Source organism: Paenibacillus sp. J31R98 (genome assembly GCF_056269245.1).
Genome location: NZ_JBWDNO010000001.1, coordinates 1360327 through 1379123 on the forward strand (window position 1 = coordinate 1360327; position 18797 = coordinate 1379123).

General features: G+C 52.9%; 17 protein-coding genes and 2 riboswitches. Of the genes, 11 read left to right on the forward strand and 6 right to left on the reverse strand.

Annotation, left to right across the window (positions count from 1 at the left end; translation table 11 throughout):
• The first annotated feature begins 15 nt into the window (after positions 1–15).
• From AC0YNX_RS06050 to AC0YNX_RS06075, 6 genes are all read left to right on the forward strand, one after another.
• Complete coding sequence (locus tag AC0YNX_RS06050; RefSeq protein ID WP_475814726.1) at positions 16–951, forward strand: ABC transporter ATP-binding protein; 936 nt, start codon at positions 16–18, stop codon at positions 949–951.
• A 28-nt stretch (positions 952–979) separates the two neighbouring features.
• Complete coding sequence (locus tag AC0YNX_RS06055) at positions 980–2095, forward strand: ABC transporter permease (RefSeq protein WP_475814727.1); 1116 nt, start codon at positions 980–982, stop codon at positions 2093–2095.
• Between the two features lie 2 nt (positions 2096–2097).
• Entirely contained in the window at positions 2098–3249 is a 1152-nt protein-coding gene (locus AC0YNX_RS06060) for an ABC transporter permease (protein WP_475814728.1), read from the forward strand.
• 303 nt (positions 3250–3552) lie between these two features.
• The gene (locus tag AC0YNX_RS06065) at positions 3553–4479 is read left to right on the forward strand and encodes an alpha/beta hydrolase family protein (RefSeq protein ID WP_475814729.1); all 927 of its coding nucleotides are present in this window, start codon (positions 3553–3555) and stop codon (positions 4477–4479) included.
• A 189-nt stretch (positions 4480–4668) separates the two neighbouring features.
• Positions 4669–5625, forward strand: coding sequence for a peptide-methionine (S)-S-oxide reductase MsrA (gene msrA, locus AC0YNX_RS06070; protein WP_475814730.1), 957 nt, complete (start codon positions 4669–4671; stop codon positions 5623–5625).
• A gap of 250 nt (positions 5626–5875) precedes the next feature.
• Positions 5876–7795, forward strand: a complete 1920-nt coding sequence (locus AC0YNX_RS06075) for an ATP-binding protein (protein WP_475814731.1) — start codon at positions 5876–5878, stop codon at positions 7793–7795.
• A 100-nt stretch (positions 7796–7895) separates the two neighbouring features.
• On the opposite strand, the gene AC0YNX_RS06080 is transcribed toward AC0YNX_RS06075, so the two are convergent.
• The 3 genes from AC0YNX_RS06080 to AC0YNX_RS06090 all read right to left on the reverse strand — a co-directional run bounded on the left by AC0YNX_RS06080 (position 7896) and on the right by AC0YNX_RS06090 (position 10140).
• A complete protein-coding gene (locus AC0YNX_RS06080; protein WP_475814732.1) occupies positions 7896–8129 on the reverse strand; it encodes an NHLP leader peptide family RiPP precursor in 234 nt (77 codons plus the stop codon).
• A 208-nt stretch (positions 8130–8337) separates the two neighbouring features.
• A complete protein-coding gene (locus AC0YNX_RS06085) occupies positions 8338–9279 on the reverse strand; it encodes a hypothetical protein (RefSeq protein WP_475814733.1) in 942 nt (313 codons plus the stop codon).
• A 27-nt stretch (positions 9280–9306) separates the two neighbouring features.
• Positions 9307–10140 carry a class I SAM-dependent methyltransferase gene (locus tag AC0YNX_RS06090; protein ID WP_475814734.1) on the reverse strand — a complete coding sequence of 278 codons (834 nt, stop codon included), beginning with the start codon at positions 10138–10140 and terminating at the stop codon, positions 9307–9309.
• Positions 10141–10299: 159 nt separating this feature from the next.
• Here AC0YNX_RS06090 and AC0YNX_RS06095 point away from each other — a divergent pair, with 159 nt between their 5' ends.
• Positions 10300–10653, forward strand: coding sequence for a hypothetical protein (locus tag AC0YNX_RS06095; RefSeq protein WP_475814735.1), 354 nt, complete (start codon positions 10300–10302; stop codon positions 10651–10653).
• Between the two features lie 43 nt (positions 10654–10696).
• Here AC0YNX_RS06095 and gcvPB read toward each other — a convergent pair whose 3' ends face one another.
• The 3 genes from gcvPB to gcvT are packed head-to-tail and all read right to left on the reverse strand — an operon-like array spanning position 10697 to position 14668.
• Entirely contained in the window at positions 10697–12160 is a 1464-nt protein-coding gene (gcvPB, locus tag AC0YNX_RS06100; RefSeq protein ID WP_475814736.1) for an aminomethyl-transferring glycine dehydrogenase subunit GcvPB, read from the reverse strand.
• Positions 12157–13521 carry an aminomethyl-transferring glycine dehydrogenase subunit GcvPA gene (gcvPA, locus tag AC0YNX_RS06105; protein WP_475814737.1) on the reverse strand — a complete coding sequence of 455 codons (1365 nt, stop codon included), beginning with the start codon at positions 13519–13521 and terminating at the stop codon, positions 12157–12159. The genes gcvPB and gcvPA overlap by 4 nt, the downstream gene beginning before the upstream one ends.
• Positions 13522–13564: 43 nt before the next feature.
• The gene (gene gcvT / locus AC0YNX_RS06110; protein WP_475814738.1) at positions 13565–14668 is read right to left on the reverse strand and encodes a glycine cleavage system aminomethyltransferase GcvT; all 1104 of its coding nucleotides are present in this window, start codon (positions 14666–14668) and stop codon (positions 13565–13567) included.
• A gap of 138 nt (positions 14669–14806) precedes the next feature.
• Positions 14807–14918, reverse strand: a riboswitch (glycine riboswitch).
• 3 nt (positions 14919–14921) lie between these two features.
• A riboswitch (glycine riboswitch) is annotated at positions 14922–15025 on the reverse strand.
• A gap of 147 nt (positions 15026–15172) precedes the next feature.
• On the opposite strand from gcvT, the gene gcvH reads away from it, so the two are divergent.
• The 4 genes from gcvH (at position 15173) to AC0YNX_RS06130 (ending at position 18795) form a co-directional block, all read left to right on the forward strand.
• Positions 15173–15559: a glycine cleavage system protein GcvH gene (gene gcvH / locus AC0YNX_RS06115; protein WP_475814739.1), complete on the forward strand. Its 387-nt coding sequence runs from the start codon at positions 15173–15175 to the stop codon at positions 15557–15559.
• Complete coding sequence (locus tag AC0YNX_RS06120; RefSeq protein WP_475814740.1) at positions 15540–16454, forward strand: lipoate--protein ligase family protein; 915 nt, start codon at positions 15540–15542, stop codon at positions 16452–16454. Before gcvH ends, AC0YNX_RS06120 begins: the two co-directional genes overlap by 20 nt.
• A gap of 84 nt (positions 16455–16538) precedes the next feature.
• Positions 16539–17369, forward strand: coding sequence for a gamma-glutamyl-gamma-aminobutyrate hydrolase family protein (locus tag AC0YNX_RS06125; protein ID WP_475814741.1), 831 nt, complete (start codon positions 16539–16541; stop codon positions 17367–17369).
• Entirely contained in the window at positions 17296–18795 is a 1500-nt protein-coding gene (locus AC0YNX_RS06130) for an NAD-dependent succinate-semialdehyde dehydrogenase (protein ID WP_475814742.1), read from the forward strand. Before AC0YNX_RS06125 ends, AC0YNX_RS06130 begins: the two co-directional genes overlap by 74 nt.
• Positions 18796–18797: the final 2 nt, after the last annotated feature.

Here is an 18797-nt window from a genome sequence, read left to right on the forward strand (position 1 = left end):
AGCGAGTGAGCGGGCATGAACGTGTTGGAAATACGCGGATTGACGAAGAAGTTCGGCGATTTCGCCGCGGTGGACAATATATCGCTTAAAGTGGGTCAGGGCGAAATTTTCGGCTTACTAGGCGCGAACGGCGCAGGGAAGAGCACGACGATCAACATGATCTGTTCCTTGCTTCAGCCGACGGGCGGCGACATCCGAATCCTCGACCGGGACATCAAGACGGAGAGCCGGTTTGCCAAACAGAGCCTAGGCATCGTGCCGCAAGACTTGGCCATCTACGAGGATATGACCGCTTACGAGAATGTCAGTTTTTTCGCTGGCTTGTACGGACTCCGCGGCAAACTGCTTAAGGAGCGGACGGAAGAAGCGCTGGCGTTCGTCGGGCTCGGGGACAAGGCGAAGAGCTTCCCGAAGAATTTCTCAGGTGGGATGAAGCGGCGGCTCAACATCGCGTGCGCCATCGCACACAAGCCGAAGCTGATCATCATGGATGAGCCGACTGTCGGCATCGATCCGCAATCGCGCAATTATATTCTGTCCTCGGTGCGGGAACTGAACGAATCGGGTTGCACGATCATCTACACGAGCCATTATATGGAGGAAGTCGAGGAGATCTGCTCGCGTATCGCCATCGTCGACCATGGCAAAATCATTGCGGAAGGCACGAAAGAACAGCTTACCGCAACCATTACGGATTCGAAAGACATCGTGATCGAGCTGAAGAGCGCGACGGGTAACGAGGGCGAGCAGTTGAAAGGGCTCCCGGGCGTACGCAAGGTCAGCCAAGAAGAGAACGTTATTCGCATTCACAGCGACGCTTCCGTCGACAATTTGAACCGAATCTTGAAGCAGTTGATGGCAGGCGATTCGGAGATCCGCACCGTCGAGGAGAGGGAACCGAATCTGGAGACGGTGTTCCTGACGTTGACGGGCCGGAATCTGAGAGATTAAGGGCAGGAATGAAAGGAGGGAATCACGCATGATAGCTTGGCTGATAACGGTCAAAGAAATAAAGCAGCATCTTCGCGATCACCGCACGCTCTTCTTCATGCTCGCGTTTCCGATCGTTCTCATGCTCATCTTGGGCATCACACTGACGAACGCGTTCGTCAGCGAGATGAAGCTGGACGATATCCATGTGTTGGTGAGCGATACGAGTAGCGGCGAGCTGTCGCAGGCGTTCGCCGCGTATCAGGAAGAACTTGGTCATACGGGCGTCACGTTCGAGCAACTCAAACCAGGCATGAACGGGCGCGAAGAAATCAGCAGCGATCAGTACACTGCATTCGTCGAAGTAAGCAATACCGGCATGACTCAATTCAGCAGCAGCCGAAATACGCTGGAGAATAAAATCGTGGAAGGTATGCTGAGTGCATTTACCGATAAATACAACGCCGCTGCGGCGGTGGCTGAAGAGAGCGGTTCGACGGGGGTTCAGTCCATCCCAGCGGGGGGCGGAGGCGATTACGTGAAAGACCTCTCCGTTGCCGCGGACCGAACACCGGGCTCGATGGATTATTATGCGCTGTCGATGACGGTCATGGTCGGATTGTTCGGCGCGATGTCGGCAGGCGGATTAATCCGTTCTGAACAAGTTCGGGGGACGGGGGTTAGACTGTTCGCCGCGCCGATCCGGCGAAGCGATATCTTTATAGGCAAAGTGCTCGGCAACGTCGTGGCCAATTCGCTTTGTTTACTCGCGCTCGTCGCTTTCAGCAAATGGGTGTTCAAGGCGTATTGGGGTTCTCATCTGAGCGCAGTATTCGCCGTTCTGATCTGCGAAGTCATCATGGCGACTTCCTTTGGGATCGCGGCGAACTCGTGGATCAAGGGCGGCGGGGGCCGCGGACTGGTTATGCTGGTGGTCCAGCTCTCCTCGTTCGTCGGCGGTGCGTATTTCCCCGTCGACGATTCTGGCATTATGGGAACAGTAGCTTGGCTGTCACCGCTCCGGTGGGGGAATCACGCGCTGACGTCGATTATTTATAACGGAAACGCGGCCGCCGCATGGCCTGCTATCGGTCTCTATCTTGGCGCGGCACTGCTACTGCTCGCATCGACAACAAACTTACGGCGGACCAAGGAGGGCATATAGCCATGTGGCAGGAATTATGGTTTCTCGTTGTGTCGACGCTGCGGCGTACGTTCCGCAACCGATCGAATCTATTCATCTATTTCGGCCTGCCGATCGGCGGCGTGATTCTGGCAACCGTGCTCTACGGTTCATCCGCGCAGCCCGATCTTCGAATCGGCGTCGTGAACGGCGACGGCAGCGCCAAGATTGCGGCGGACACGGTACAATTCTTCGGGAAAATGGATCATATCAAGCTGGTGGACGTGACCGAGAACGAGCTCAAGGATCAACTAGCGGCGGGCACGCTCGACAGCGGACTTATTTTATCGCAAGGCTATTCCGATAGTGTTCTAGCGGGCAAACCAGATCATATAGCGCTGCAGTCAGTCAAAGGGACGTCGGTGACGGCCTACTTCAAATCAATGCTGAACAGCTACGTTGACAATGTCAGCACGATGGCGCGGCTATCCGAAGGGGACACCACTAAGTTCGACCGTCTTTATGAGCGATACAGCACGTCGGACTTCAAGCTGACGACATCGACGGTCAATGACTCGTCGGATACGAAGCAAATGTCGTCCCAATCGATCGGATTTCTCCTAATGTTCATGCTGACGTCCGCGGGCAGTCTGTCGGAGTTGATCTTAAGAAACCGGGAAAACCGAACCTACTTCCGGATTCTGTCTTCACCGATCTCGGCGAAAGTGTACGTCCTCTCGAATATCGTCGTCAATCTAATCGTCATGACCGTACAAATCGCCATTGCGTTGTTCTTCATGAGCGTCGTCTTTCATCTGAGCGCCGGCGTTTCGTTCGGCACGCTCGCCCTGCTGCTCGCGGTATACGCGCTGGTATCGGTCAGCCTATCCCTCGCGGTCATATCATTCGCGAAGAGCTCGGGAGCCGCAAGCTCCATGCAGAACTTGATCGTGACGCCGACCTGTCTCATTGCAGGCTGTTTCTTCCCGATCTCGGTCATGCCGCAGCAGATGCAGCGCGTCGCCGATTTCCTGCCGCAGCGCTGGGTGCTGCAAGCGATCGATAAGCTGCAGTCGGGCAGCGGGCTGCCGGATATCGCTCTGAATTTCTTGATCTTGTTTGTGTTCGCGGCTGTCTTCTTCCTCATAGCCGTGTACAAATTCGGACGCAGCAACGATACGCGCAATTTCGTTTAGCGCCATCGCGTTGGAAGGTATGAAGAAACGGCAGCCGCCTTTAGGCTGTCGTTTTTCAATTTATTCGGAAGGCTTGAGATGCTTATTCACACTTGGAGTGGTCTAATCCGCGAACGGGCAGACAAACGCAACGATTGTTCCGTTATTATTGTGGTAATATGATTGTGTAATTTTAACTGTGGGATTTATAAACAATAGTCACGAAACAACAAAGTCTGGGCGAAAGTGGATTTCTGAAAGCCTTCCTAAGCAGTCTAATCTTATTAAAGAAATAATTAGAAAGATAAAAGAGGAGGTTAATAAATGATTGAACACGTAACTGTTGTTGCAAATGTCACTTATCCATTGGATGGAATTCTGACGTTGCCTGATTATCCTACGGAGAAGGTTCCGGCAGTTGTTTTTGTACATGGCTCAGGCCCCTTGGATAAAGATGAAACCATTGGTGCAAATAAGCTGTTTCGAGACCTTGCAGACGGACTTTCCAAAGAAGGGATCGCATCGCTAAGGTATGATAAACGCACTTATACCTATGGCAAGCAGATCATTCAAGAGCTCGGAGGAAAACTTTCAGTAGAAGAAGAGATCATTCAAGATGCGATTAAGGCTGTCTATATGCTAAAAAAAGACCCACGCGTGGATGCAAACCGCGTATTCTTGATTGGACACAGTCAAGGCGGAATGCTTGCCCCCAGAATCAATGCCGAAGGCGGTGACTTGGCTGGATTATGTATCTTAGCAGGTACTGCTCGAACGCTTGAAGAAATGATCATAAACCAAAATGAAGATTCCATAAAGCAACTTGAAGAATCTCAACAAGTGATAGCCTTACAGCAAGTGAAAGAACTTCAAGACAAGTTTGATGCCATAGCTGACATGACGGAAGTGATAGCACAACAGACCATTTTGTTCGGTTCGGTCTATGCTTGGTATCTTAAAGAAATGAAGCAACATCCAATCAATGATTATTTATTGCATAACAACACTCCGATTTTCGTTATACAGGGTGATAAAGATGTTCAAGTATCCGTCGAAAAAGATTTCAACCGATTCCGTGAGATCTTAATAGACCACCCGGATGCCACATTCAAGCTCTATCCTGGTTTGAATCATATGTTTATGAATGCTGTGTATGCTACGCTGAAGGACATCTGGGATGAATATAATATCCCGCAAACCGTGGACAGAACTGTGTTAGAAGATATAGCACAGTGGATATTATCGGATTAGATCGTAACATTGGGTATTATTCAGTAAAGACCGCGAAAATCGCGGTTTTTTGCATTTATGGGACTTCGTCAAAATCCTACCCACAGAAATTGACAAGAACTTGATCTCGTTCCAGGCAGAACATACAATGTGACTTATAAGAACGGTAGAAAGTGGCATAAGCTAATCTACAATGGTGGTGTTTAAGTAATGGATAACTCAACTCAAAGGACAGAGATCGCTACATTTGCAGGAGGCTGTTTCTGGTGCATGGTGCAGCCGTTCGACAAACTTCCCGGGATTGTTTCCGTCGTTTCCGGTTATACAGGTGGCCATACCATCAATCCGACCTACCAAGAAGTCGGTACGGAAACGACAGGTCATTTCGAAGCTGTTCAAATTACATTTCAGCCGGAGTTGTTTCCTTATGAGCGACTGCTTGACATCTATTGGCAACTAATTGATCCGACTGATCGTGGCGGACAATTCGGGGACCGTGGCTCATCATACCGAACTGCGATATTCGTACATAATGAGGAACAGCGCAAGAAGGCAGAAGCCTCTAAGCAAGCGCTGCAGAAGAGCAAACGATTCAAGAAGCCGATTGTGACCGAGATCGTACCCGCGGCGCAATTCTTTCCTGCAGAGGATGAGCATCAGGATTATTACAATACGCACCGAAGATCCTACAATTTGTATCATGACGGAAGCGGACGAGATGAATTCGCCGAACGAAGTTGGAATACGAAGAAAGACATGGATCAACTGCGTCAGCAGTTAACGGAGCTGCAATATAACGTTACACAGAATAGGGAGACAGAACCTGCATTTCAGAATCTATATTGGAATAACGAACGTGAAGGGCTTTATGTCGATGTCATAAACGGAGATCCGTTGTTCAGCTCCAGGGACAAGTACGATGCAGGTACCGGCTGGCCGACCTTCTCAAAGCCCATCGAAGAGGGCTGGATTCGAAAAGAATCCGATCTAAGCAACGGTCAAGTGCGAACGGCGCTGCGCAGTCGAATATCCAAATCGCATTTGGGTCACTTATTCCAAGATCGTAACAAGCCTCAATACCGCGTCAATTCCGCTTCTTTACGCTTTATTCCAGTAGAACAATTGGAGACGGAAAGGTACGGCCGCTATAGGTCCTATTTTGCATAAACAACATCAAGGGTACGTTATGACAGTGCAGAGACGTGTTCTAGCTCGCTCAATTTGACAAAACTAGCCGCGATTCGTGGCTTTTTTATGCTGTTCGCAACCAATATGAGGTAAAATAGACCTGCGCAAGCATAAAAATGAAGGATATTTGTTGTTTTTTCGAATAGCAAGCAGGCAAACCTTGGAATTTAGTCGAATGATAGAAGAAGGGCGTAGTTAAATTTACCTATGTGTTGAGGTGTCGGCAGGAATGAGGCTAAACGTATTCATCCGAATTTTTCTGATCATAGCGAGTATCTTCTCAATCGTACCGAATCTCGCAGGAGCATTCCCGGCTTCGGCCGATTCTTCAATCTCATCCTGGCAGATCAAATGGGAGACGGAAGCGGATCGGCTTGCAGCGCCTGATCAGGCGTTGAAATCTGTTGGGTGGCAGGATGTACAGGCTTCGGAGCCGGCAGTATCCAAACCGGAGAATGCAGTGTCCGCATGGATCCGCATCAAGCTTCCCGTAATCAGTAAGAACGAAGGGGTGTTCTTTCGTTCGATTTATGCCCAGAACATCACCATCTTCCGGGGTGGGGAAGAGGTCTTTCATTCGGAACGCAAGCATTGGTTCGATCTAAACCGCGTTTTGATTCCGCTAGAGAATTACGACTCCGGTCAAGAGCTGGTCCTGCATCTGGAAAGCCAGACGGATAGATTAGGCCTCGGACGCGGAATTAACATCTCGGATTATCAGGATCTCATGCGTTCGTACGCGAAATTCGATTTGCTCGACATCATCTTGGGCAGCGCCTTTGTCTTCGTCGCCTTCGTCATGCTCATATGTTCGGTTTTTCTCGACAGGAGTCAATTGAAGATATGGGTCGCGCTAAGCTTTATCATTCTACCCATCGGAGGGTTATTGATCGGTTACTCGCCGTTCCTATACACCTTCTACGGAAAGTACGGTTACCTTTATCAAGGGATGTTCGATCTGTCCTTGTACCTGTTCTTGCCGTCCTTAATGATATTTTTCGAGCTGTTGTTCGGAAGCGGATATCGCGGCATCGTCAAGCATTTCCGCCGGTTCCAGATCGCCTATTCCATCTTTGGAATCATCGCGCTGATCGTCAATTGGGCTTCGGATTACGCGTTTCAGCACGTGTACTTCTTCGTATCGGTTACGGTTATCGGCCTGATTATGCTGGCACAATTTATCCTGATCCTCAGTATTCTGGTCAGGCAGCTGTGGAATCGCAATATCGATTCGATTATCCTCTCTATCGGATTGGCTGTCTTTGCATTGGTCAGCGTGGCGGAATTGTTGAAATTCTACGAGTCTTCCAAGACGTACGATCTGTCCTGGTGGAAATGGGGGCTGGTCGCCTTCGTGCTATCGCTCATCGTGCTGCTCGGGCGCCGATTCTCCTACCAGCATAAATTGATCATTACCTACTCGCGGGACTTGGAAATTTACAACACCGAGATGCAGCGATCGGAGAAAATGGAGATTATCAGCCAACTTGCGGCTTCCGTAGCGCACGAGGTCCGCAACCCGCTTCAAGTCACGCGCGGCCTGTTGCAACTGCTCGAGAAACGCCACGACATCGCGCCGAATACCGAGAGCTATTACAAGCTTGCCATCGACGAGCTTGACCGGGCTTCGACGATCATTACCGATTTTCTTACCTTCGCGAAGCCGCAGATGGAACAGGTGCACGAATTGAATTTGGCGGACGAATTCAAGCACGTGGAAGGCATTATCGTCCCGCTAGCCAACCTTCAAGGCGGCAGCTTAGAGCTCAGCGTGCCCCGTTCGCTGCGGATCATGGGCAATTCCTCGAAGTTGAAACAAGCATTGATTAACATCATTAAGAATAGTATCGAAGCGCTAGAAGGCTCCGGCGTCGTGAAGATTTGGGCATACGAGGAACGCGAACAGGTCGTCATTCATATTGCGGATAGCGGCGCAGGGATGGATGAGCGGATACTCGAAAAGCTGGGGGAACCGTATTTCACCAACAAGACCAAGGGAACCGGTCTTGGGCTCATGGTGACATTCAGGATCATCGAGGTCATGCAGGGGTCGATTAAATTCAAGAGTCAGAAGGGTGTCGGCACCGAAGCGATGATTCGTTTCCCGGCCGCGCGCTTTAATGAAACAAACGCGAAGGTCTCTATATGACCTTCGCGTTTTTTTTTACACTTATAAGCTGATTACATAGTTGGAAGAAATTCACTGCACCGCTAAAGGATGGCACAACCGACTCTTCTTCCGCTGAGCATTACCAAGTACTGAGCTTGTTGTCCGTTGTTGCGGCGTCGGCCGGGTTTTGAGGGATGACGAACGCGAGCTTGGAAGGCGTTTCTTCAATGACGACCAGTTCCACGTCTTCAGGCAAAGTCAGATTGAAGGCTTCTTGCAACGCTGCTTTCGGATCCGCTAACAATTGGGCTTTGAACGATTCGTCGGACCATGCTTTCTCGATGATCTGTTGTTGCAATTCTTGTTCTGACATCTGGCTGCACCTCTTTAATAGGAATATACTACCATGTAAAGTTTATCACTATTAGTGGGACAATTCTACTATAAATCGCTAGAATGCGACAATTATCGCACTGAATAAGGAACCATTCGACTGACGGAAACGTCCTCTGCCGATAGTACCTTTTGTCATCCTCCCATTCTACCTTTCCGGCAAACTATCAACATCTTTAGTTAGCTCGTTAATTACCGGAATGGGAAGGTTTATTCTGCGAAAGCCAGTACGTAAACCCGCCGCCGAGCAGTTGTTTCTTCGTTTGGCTCAAATGCTCGCTAACCTCCGTCAGCTGGTCAGTCAAATGAGATTGGAACGCGGCCAAATGGGGGAGAGAAAGCTCCAGTCTTGCGAAAGTCTCGCCATTCGCTTGCGCAAGCTGCGAGTAACGGCTTAAGGCACCGCCTATGTAGATGGCATTCCTGATATCGATTCTCGTAATCAAGGAAGGGGACATTGCATTCTCGGAGGCAATCATGCCAATCAGGCTGTTGGCGTTATGCAACTCGAAGTCTTCTTCCCAATCGGCCCAATCGTCAGACATCTGTAGCGTAGCCAATACGAGATCGACCGCCTCGGAAACGGCAGGTTCAAGCTCGTGGCGACCAGCGAGAAGCAGTGCGCCTGTGCTCGCCAATTTGACGGGTGCCGCCTTCTGCGCGAGCTTGGATGGAGATAGGCTGACCATAGGACTTTCGTAGGCAACCGCCATGGACCAGTTAGTCACGTAAGCGCGATAATAGTTCCAAAAAGGGGAGCTGCTTTCAAACAACGTACGGTACAGGTCCAGCATGTTTAGTTGGAACAAATTGCCGAGGGCCAGCTGTTCTTTCCAATCGGACGGGGCGGTATCCATAAGATCGTCCTGGATGAAAAAGTACAGCATGACGAATACGTTAGCGAGCGACAAATCGCGATAACGCCGTGAGTCCAAATCCGTTATGGGCTGCATCCAAAACGGAAGCAGGTAGCAGATATGGTTCTTCGTGCTAGAAGGATTCAGCGGGTTGAAGGCTTGCAAATATTCGCGCCCTTTATCGTTAAGCGGTGCCGGAAAGGCATCGATCAGCCGTTCCGCTTCCCGGAACACATGGGCAAGTTCATGTTCGTAATCGGATCTCCATGTCATCGTTTCTTGGTCCTCCCGGATAGGTTGTCAAATGCGTTGAAGCGATAAAGCGAACATGCCGGCACTATAGGAGAAGGACTCCTCGCTTAGCCATTGGTCCAATTCCTGCTTCCGCTCATCGGACAGATGATGGCTTTGCATGATCCGGGTCACGGTTTCCATATAGCGGTGCATCAGCCGCTTCGTTTCGCCGTCTTCAGCCAGGATGCGAAAAGGCTGCAGCTTCGTTCGAAAGCCGCCGAAGGCGGACGTTAATTCGGCCAGCCGTTCGCCGGCCGGCTTGGGGAAGCGATCCAGCAGCGGCTTGCGCGAAGCCCGGAATAACGACTCGAATCGAGGCAGGCAATCAGCAGGCAAGGGACCGGTTGCGTCGTCGTCCAAATCGATGACGATGATCAAGGAATCGGCATGGGTGATGGTTCGCAGCCAAGTCAGAAAATGCCCGAAGTCCGGGAGATGCAAGGCAACCAGCCTAACGATGACGACATCGAACCGCTCGGCCCATGGCGTCTGCTCCCGATAATCGGCCTGAATAAATTGCAGGCCTGGTGCGGTTCTTGCCGCCGCAAAGCGGTAAATGCGTTCGTCCTTCTCGAGACCGGTGCATCTCAAGTGAGGGTAGTCTTGTTTGATGGCCTCTAAGTAGGCACCGTTTCCACAGCCGATATCGAGTACAGACGAAGCGGCTTGAAGCGGCTCATGCAGGACCAGCGTACGCTCGCGCTCATAGAAGAGTTGTACGGTCAGAGAAAGCATATCGTTGAACAACTTGGTAGAATCGTCGATGCCCAGCGTTAACAGCTCCTTATCGGCAATATGATTGACTAGATTAAGTATAAGGTGAAGAATGCTGTCGAACAATGCCAATAATTCATTTGATATCTGTGCAGCACGCTTGAAAACCAGATGAAGATGTAACAGATAGGGCACTCGTCTAATCGGATAAACCCATGAATGAATAAGATATTATAGTGACATGACTTTCTCATCATATCTTTGATTATGGAAGGGGGAGTATGTATGATTCGTAAATATACGACTGGACCTCTGAATAATTTAACGGAGAAGGATAAGACCGTATCCAAAGATATTGTTGTAAACGCATTAAACCAGAATAGACATGAGAATGTTAAAGTAAGAATTAAAGTGTATGCATTAAATGGGAAGAAGAAATTGATTCATAACGTTGCGTTTATTGTGAAACCGCACGCATCCACATATAATAGCTTTTTTGTGGGAAATGCGAAGCAGTATGAAGTCCAATTTATTACCAATCAAATGAATGTTCAATTTGCTTCGTTTGGGATTAGTCCGAAAGATCGTTTTGTTGCCGCGCATCGAGTAATCAACAGTGAATTAACAAGAATTGTATGAGAAAAGCCGCGAATATCGCGGCTTTTCTCATGTAGATCCTTATTCAGATTCCGCACGAGCAGTTTAATATCGGCTTGCGCGCCGCGTTCGTCTCATCGAGCCGGCGCACGACGGTGCCGTAAGGAGCGCCTATGATGAGCTCGGGAGATGTACGCGCTTCTTCGGCGATCTGAATCATCGTATCGATGAAGTGGTCGAGTGTCTCTTTGCTCTCCGTTTCAGTCGGCTCGATCATTATGGCTTCCTCGACGTTGAGCGGGAAATATATCGTGGGCGGGTGGTAGCCGAAATCGAGAATTCGCTTGGCAACGTCGAGCGTTCGGACGCCGTAAGCCTTCAAGCCGCGACCGGACATAACAAATTCATGCTTGCAGACGCCGGGATACGGAATCTCGTAATGGGAGGAGAGGCGGTGCATCATATAGTTGGCATTCAGCACGGCGCATTCGGACACCTGGCGCAGACCTTCCGATCCATAGGTGCGGATATAGGTGTAAGCTCTGACCAATATGCCGAAGTTGCCGTAGTAGGCTTTGACCCGTCCAATCGATTCTGGGCGGTCATAATCGAAATAATAGGTTCCGTCACTATGGAGACCTACGATCGGCTTGGGCAGATAAGGGATCAACATGCTTTTGACACCGACAGGTCCCGCTCCCGGACCGCCTCCGCCATGCGGCGTACTCATCGTCTTGTGCAGGTTCAAATGGACAACGTCAAAGCCCATATCGCCTGGGCGGGTAATGCCCATTATGGCGTTAGAATTGGCGCCGTCGTAGTAGAGCAGTCCACCGGCCTCGTGGACGATCTGGGCAATCTCTAAGATGTGCTCCTCGAATAGGCCGAGCGTGCTCGGATTCGTTAGCATGAGCGCGGCGGTATCGCTGCCTACGGCCGCGCGCAAAGTATCCAGATCGACCATGCCGCTCGCATCGGATTGAATCGTAATCGTCTCGAACCCTGCGGTCGTCGCGCTTGCCGGGTTCGTGCCATGCGAGGAGTCGGGAACGATCACTTTCGTCCGATTCTCGCCCCTGTTCTCGTGGTAGGCACGGATCATCATGAGTCCGGTCCATTCGCCATGCGCGCCAGCAGCGGGCTGAAGCGATACCTGATCCATGCCGGTGAGCACGGCCAAATCGTTCTGCAGCGTATATAGAAGCTCAAGAGCACCTTGAATGCTACTTTCTGGCTGATAGGGATGGATGTGGGCAAATCCTCCGAGCCGTGCAGTATCCTCATTAATCTTCGGATTGTATTTCATCGTGCACGAGCCGAGAGGGTAGAAACCATTGTCGATGCCGAAGTTCCGCCTCGAAAGCTCCGTGTAATGGCGTACGACGTCGACCTCATAAACCTCTGGCAGTTGAGCGGGCACTTGCCGGATCATCGACGCTGGAATGCAGGTGGCAGCCTCTACTTCGGGCACATCGCAAGCCGGAAGTGAGTAGGCGATACGTCCAGGTTTGCTTAGTTCGAAGATTAGCGCTTTTTCCCCCTTATTCATGCCATTTCCCCCAATCTACTAGCAAAATGATCGATTTCCTCGCGGGTCCGTTTCTCCGTGACGGCAACCAGCATATGCCCTTTAAGCTCCGGATACGCAAGGCTGAGGTCATAGCCGCCTAGGATGCCATGCTTCAGAAGCTCTCGATTGATCTCGCTCACAGATGTTCCTTCATCTGGCAGCCGAATGACGAATTCATTGAAGAATGGAGCGGCGAAAGGAAGCGTGATCCCGTGTTGGCCGGCAAGCTGGCTGCTCGCGTAATGCGCCTTCCGAAGATTCAGATTTGCCACACCGATAAGGCCTTGCTTGCCTAATGTAGACAGGTAGATCGAAGCGCATAGAGCGAGCAGCGCCTGATTCGAGCAAATGTTCGAGGTCGCTTTCTCGCGGCGGATATGCTGCTCCCGCGCTTGCAGCGTCAGCACGAACCCGCGCTTGCCATCGATGTCCTTCGTCTGGCCGACGATTCGGCCGGGCATCCGGCGCATGAGCGGTTCGGCGACGGCAAAGAAGCCGCAGGTCGGCCCGCCGAGCGATTGCGGTATGCCGAGCGGCTGCGCATCGCCAACGACGATGTCGGCGCCGAGCTTGCCTGGCGCTTCGAGAAGTCCGAGCGAGATCGGATTGGCGCTGACGATGAACAACCCTTTGACGCCATGGATGATCGGCTCGATCGCAGCCAAGTCCTCCAGGCAGCCAAAGAAGTTAGGGGATTGGACAAGCACCGCAGCAGTATCGACGGTAACGGCTGCTCGAAGTGCGTCCAGGTCGGTAACGCCGCTTACGGAATAGCCTACCTCGACGATATCAAGTCCAAGTCCCCGTGCCATCGTTCGGACTGTTTCACGTGCTTCCGGATGAACCGTGCGGGAGACGACGAGCTTGCGCCGTTTGGTAGCTCCTGCTGCGAGCGCGCCTGCTTCCGACAGCGCCGTTACTCCGTCGTACATGCTTGCATTTGCGACGGCCATGCCGGTCAATTCGCAAATATAGGATTGAAATTCGAAAATAGCTTGAAGTTCGCCTTGGCTTATTTCCGGCTGGTAGGGGGTATAGGCGGTATAAAATTCGGAGCGGGAGATCATGTGGTTAATGATTACCGGTATATGATGATCATAGATGCCTGCGCCGAGGAAGCTGGCGCAGCTGCTTGTATCCGCGTTGCGGCCAGCCAGCTCTCTCATATGAGCAAGCAGCGAAATTTCATCCAGAGCAGGCGACATCGGCAGGACGCCGTGGTAACGGATCGCATCCGGAATATCACGGAAGAGATCATCGACCTTAGCTACGCCGATCGTGGCCAGCATTTCGGCTCTATCCTGTTCGGTCATTGGGATGTAGCGGTGCGGACTCGTCATTACGCACACTCCTCAATCGCGTATTTAATGTCATTAACCGTACTTATCTTTTGTAGAAAGGGGTTTTGACGACTTCTGCCTTGAGCAGCTTGCCGCGAATCTCAACCCAAACTCCGGTTCCAATTCCAGAGTAGCCAACCTCAATTAGAGCAAGACCAAGATTCCGTTTCAGCGTGGGTGATTGGGTGCCGGAGGTGACCTCGCCGATTGGCGTTCCATCGGCCGTGCAGACAGGATAGTGGCAGCGGGGGATGCCGCGGTCGATCATCTCGATGCCGATGAGCTTGCGGGGCACGCCGTCCGACCTTTGTCGAAGAAGCGCGTCGCGTCCGATGAAGCTGCCTTTATCGAGCTTGACGAAAGGGGTTAGTCCTGCTTCGAGGGGCGAAATCCGAGCGGACAGCTCTTGACCATACAGCGGCAGCCTAGCTTCAAACCGGAGCGTATCTCGGGCGCCAAGACCGGCGGGCTGGAGTCCGTAAGCTGTACCCGCACCAAACAGCGACCGCCATACGTGCTGCGCCTGATCGGCAACCACATAGATTTCAAAGCCATCCTCTCCGGTGTAGCCGGTACGTGAAACGAGAGCTTGGACGCCGCCGACCGAAACCGCGGTCGCGAAGCGGAAGGGAGCGAGCTTATCGCAAACGAATGGGTCCGTGGCCAAAGCCATAATCGCCGCTGCAGACGGCCCTTGGAGCGCAAGCAAAGCAAGCTCGCTCGATTTATTCTCGAGCGTAACGTCGCCGATCAGATGCTCGCGCATCCAATCGAAATCACTGTCGATATTGGCGGCATTGACGACAACCATATATTGATCTGCCGTAATTCGGTATACGAGCAGGTCATCGATGACTCCACCGTCCGGATAGCACATCAGTGTATACTGCGCCTGGCCGTCTACCAGCTTCGAAACATCGTTCGTGGTCACCTGCTGGAGAAAGGCTTCGGCGAAACGGCCAGTGACATAGAATTCACCCATATGCGAAACATCGAAGAGCCCGGCTTGCTGACGCACCGCATCATGCTCTTTTTGAATGCCGGAGAATTGAACAGGGAGCTCCCAACCGCCGAAATCGATGCACCTCGCACCGGGATAGTCGGCGTAGAGCGGATAAAGCGGCGTTCTCTTCAGGTCGATCGCCATTTCGTTCCCTCCTAGACGAGAATACAAGACTTAACCCTTAACGCTATTAAGATTAATGCCATTAAACTTAAAAAAAGACAGCAGCAAAAAGCTCTACGAACGCACAGCTTGGCTGCGCTTGCCCGTTCTCGCTCTTTGCTCTGTCCTTGGTACCTGAGAGTTGCCCCGAACGAAGAAGGCGCATACGTTCGGGTTTCCCCGTGGGTGACGCCGAGGCTGCGATAACCGCCTTCGCGCGTGCTCTCCAGAGATGCGTCCGGCAATGGTCCTTTTGCCTGAGAGATTCACTTCCCGCGAAGCTTACTCCTTCGGCGCCGCCGCTTGAATCCTGCAGGCAGTCTCTCCCGTTACCATCATCCGCTTATTCGGTTTTCTTGGTCGGTATTGGCCTGATGCCTACCGCCATACAATAAGATATACACGCCCACGGGAGAAGATGTTAATGGAAATTAGGCTAAGCGTGTCTGACTAGCGTTTCATAACGATTTTGGGAGGATGCTGAAGATGAGCGTAGTCAAGCCAGGACTAGGATATACGAAGGATCATGAATGGGCGGAAGCAGGAAGCGGTACTGTCAAGATTGGCATTACCGATTTCGCTCAATGTCAACTAGGCGATATCGTGTTTGTCGAGCTTCCGCAGATTGGCCAAGAGGTAGATGAGGGACAGCCAATGGGCACCATTGAATCGGTAAAAACAGTTTCCGAGCTGTACAGTCCGGTTACTGGAAAAGTGACGAAGGTCAATGAAGCGCTGCTCGACGCGCCTGAGCTCGTCAATTCGGATCCATACGGCGAAGGCTGGATCGTCGAAGTCGAGGTCGACGGCGATTCTTCCGCTATCGTGAACAAGCTGCTCAGCGCCGACCAATATGAAGCCATTAATAAATAGCGGGCGGTTGCGGCAAGATGCCGTACACGGTCGGCAGCAGCCATGGCGGTTCTTGCATACAGGAGACCGGTCACCTGCGGACAATATGGCGATTGACGAGGCAATCACGATTGCTCACAGAGAAGGCGCCGTGCCGCCGACGGTACGGTTCTATGGCTGGAGCCCGGCGTCTCTATCAATTGGTTACTTCCAACAGGCGGAGAAGGAAGTAGATTTCAGTGCGCTTCGCGAGCATGGTCTGGGTTTCGTCCGCCGAGCAACCGGAGGACGAGCCGTCCTGCATGATCAAGAGCTGACCTACAGTATCGTCGTCTCCGAACGCTATCAGGGCATGCCTGCGAATGTCGCGGAAGCTTGCGGGGAGTTAAGCAGAGGCTTGTTGATCGGCTTCCGCAAACTGGGACTGGATGCGGCGATGTCGGGACAGGTTGATGAGCGGCAGGGAAATAGCGGGAGCGAGCGCGTGTCAGAGCGGCAGCCGATTACTGCAGCCTGCTTTGACGCGCCGTCCAAGTACGAGCTGGTTGTCGACGGCCGCAAGGTCGCCGGAAGCGCACAGATGCGCGGGAGCGGCGTTATTATGCAGCACGGCTCGATTCTGCTCGAGCTGGATGACGAGAAGCTGTTCTCGGTGCTTCGATTCGCAAGTCCGGAGCTCAAACAGCGGATGCATCGCTTATTCGGACGCAAAGCGGCTGCGATTAATGATTGTCTGCGACGAAGGAACATGTCGCCCGTGTCGATGCAGCGTCTTGAGCAAGTATTCCGTGACAGCTTCGCGGAATGCCTTGGGGTCGAGCTCGTGAACGGGCGGCTAACCGAAGGCGAACTGGAGCTCGCGAACCGGCTCACCAGCGAGAAGTATGGGGCGGATAGCTGGAATTATCGCAGATAGCGGAGATCATGGAAGACCAGAGCTGTGCTTGGTCATTTGTCCCACAGGCCCGGAATAAAATGAAGCGAGAAGGAGGGAGATCGGATGAGAACGATGCCGCTTATCGGCATTACGGGCTATTATGTCGCTGGCGAGGAGGGGGTAGGAGGGAGGTTTCGCGGCATGCCCGGACAAGGGTTTGGCGTGATCGGGCACGATTATATGCATGCCGTGCAGAAGGTCGGCGCGGCGCCGGTTGGCATTCCGGCGTGCGATCCTTCGGCTTGCGGGCGAATTGTAGAGGCGCTCGATGGCCTCGTTCTGGCCGGCGGCGAAGATGTCGATCCGCATCTATACGGGGCGAACCCCGATCTGCGCTGCGGGATCATTGCGCCCGAGCGGGATCGCTTCGAGCTGCGGTTGATCGAAGAGGCGCTTAAGCAGAAGAAGCCGATTCTCGCCATTTGCAGAGGGATGCAGCTGCTCAATGTCAGCTTCGGCGGCACGCTATTTGTGGATGTAGCGGATCATTCGGCTGATGTGCTCGCCCATCAGTTCGCCCGCGCGCCTCGCTGGTACAAGGCGCACCGGGTGAAGCTGCTGGCGGCGGAGCTTCAGCGGCTATACGGGACGGACGAAATCAGGGTGAACAGTTATCACCATCAAGCGGTTCGAAGACTCGGGGATGGTCTTGTCGCGGCAGCTGTTGCGGAGGACGGCATCGTCGAAGCGATCGTTCATCTCGGCCATCCGAGCGTGCTCGCTCTGCAATGGCACCCTGAGATGATGGCCGTCCTCGATGACGAAGGACTTGTTCCGTTCCGCTGGCTAATCGATCAAATCAACGGAAGGAGCGGTAGCCGTGACGAGAGGGAACGAGGAGATGGAGCCGAGAGCGGAATTGGATTTGGACAGATGGAATTTCCAATGGATTAATGGGGAGAAAGTGACAGAGGCGCAAGGCAGCTTGACCGTCTACAATCCGGCGACAGGCGAAGCGGTCGGTAGAGTGCCAAGAGGAGACGGCGAGGGTGCTGCCCGAGCCGTCGATGCAGCGGCGAATGCGCTTCCCGGTTGGGGGCGGCTGACAGCTGGGCAGAGGGCGGCTTTTCTGCACCAGTGGGCGGATCGGATCGAGCGGGAGAGGGATGAGCTTGCGCTCTTAATGTCGCGGGAGCAGGGAAAGCCGGTTCAGGAAGCGGCGGGCGAGCTGGAAGGGTCCGCGCAGTTTATCCGCTGGTATGCCGAGGAAGGCAAGCGCGCTTACGGCGAGACGATACCCGGCTCCCGCCCCAATCAGCGCATCATGGTATGGCGCCAGCCGGTCGGCGTCGTCGGCATGATTACGCCATGGAATTTCCCCGCTGCAATGATTATCCGTAAAGCCGCTCCTGCGCTGGCTGCCGGTTGCACGATCGTCGTCAAGCCGGCGAGCCAGACGCCGCTTATTGCCGTCGCTTTATTCCAGCTGCTGATGGATACCGGTATTCCGAGCGGCGTCGCGAATCTAGTGACCGGAAGCGCTGCTGCGATCAGCGACGTGTTCTTGTCGGATGCCCGCGTGCGCAAAATTTCGTTTACAGGCTCGACTGAAGTGGGCAAATCGATCATGCAGCGAGCAGCGAGCGGACTGAAGAGGCTGTCGCTGGAGCTTGGCGGCATCGCGCCGGTCATCGTTTTCCCCGATGCCGATGTTGAGCTGACGGCGAAGTCGATCGTAGGCAACAAGTTTGAAAATTGCGGGCAAGTGTGCAACGGCATTAATGTGATCTACGCTCATGAGGCGATTCGTAAGGAACTTTGCGAGCGGATTACAGCACATACCCGTGCGCTCCGCGTCGGACCGGGCAATGAGCCGGACGTGGACATCGGCCCGCTGATCGACCGTGAGGCGATCCTTCGGGTCGAGCGGCTTGTAGCCGACGCCAAGTCGAAGGGGGCGTCCATACAGACTGGCGGCTCCCGTCTAATGGAAGAGAAATATGCGCATGGGCATTTTTACGCGCCGACTGTACTGACGGACGTTAATGAGGAGATGGACGTGATGAAGGAGGAAATTTTCGGGCCGGTTGCGCCGATTGCCTCTTTCACTGATGAAGACGAGGTCATCGCCCGCTGCAATGCGACGCCGTACGGACTGGCGGCCTATGTGTTCACCCGCGACGTGAGCCGGGTGTACCGGGTGTGCGAGCAGCTCGAGTTCGGCATGGTTGCCGTGAACGGCACCTCTCTCAGCGTTCCCCAAGCGCCGTTCGGCGGCATTAAGGAGAGCGGGACAGGACGGGAAGGCGGGCATCACGGGCTGGACGATTATATGGAGTTGAAATATATCAATCTGTTTGTGGAGGGAAAGGGGGGATGAAC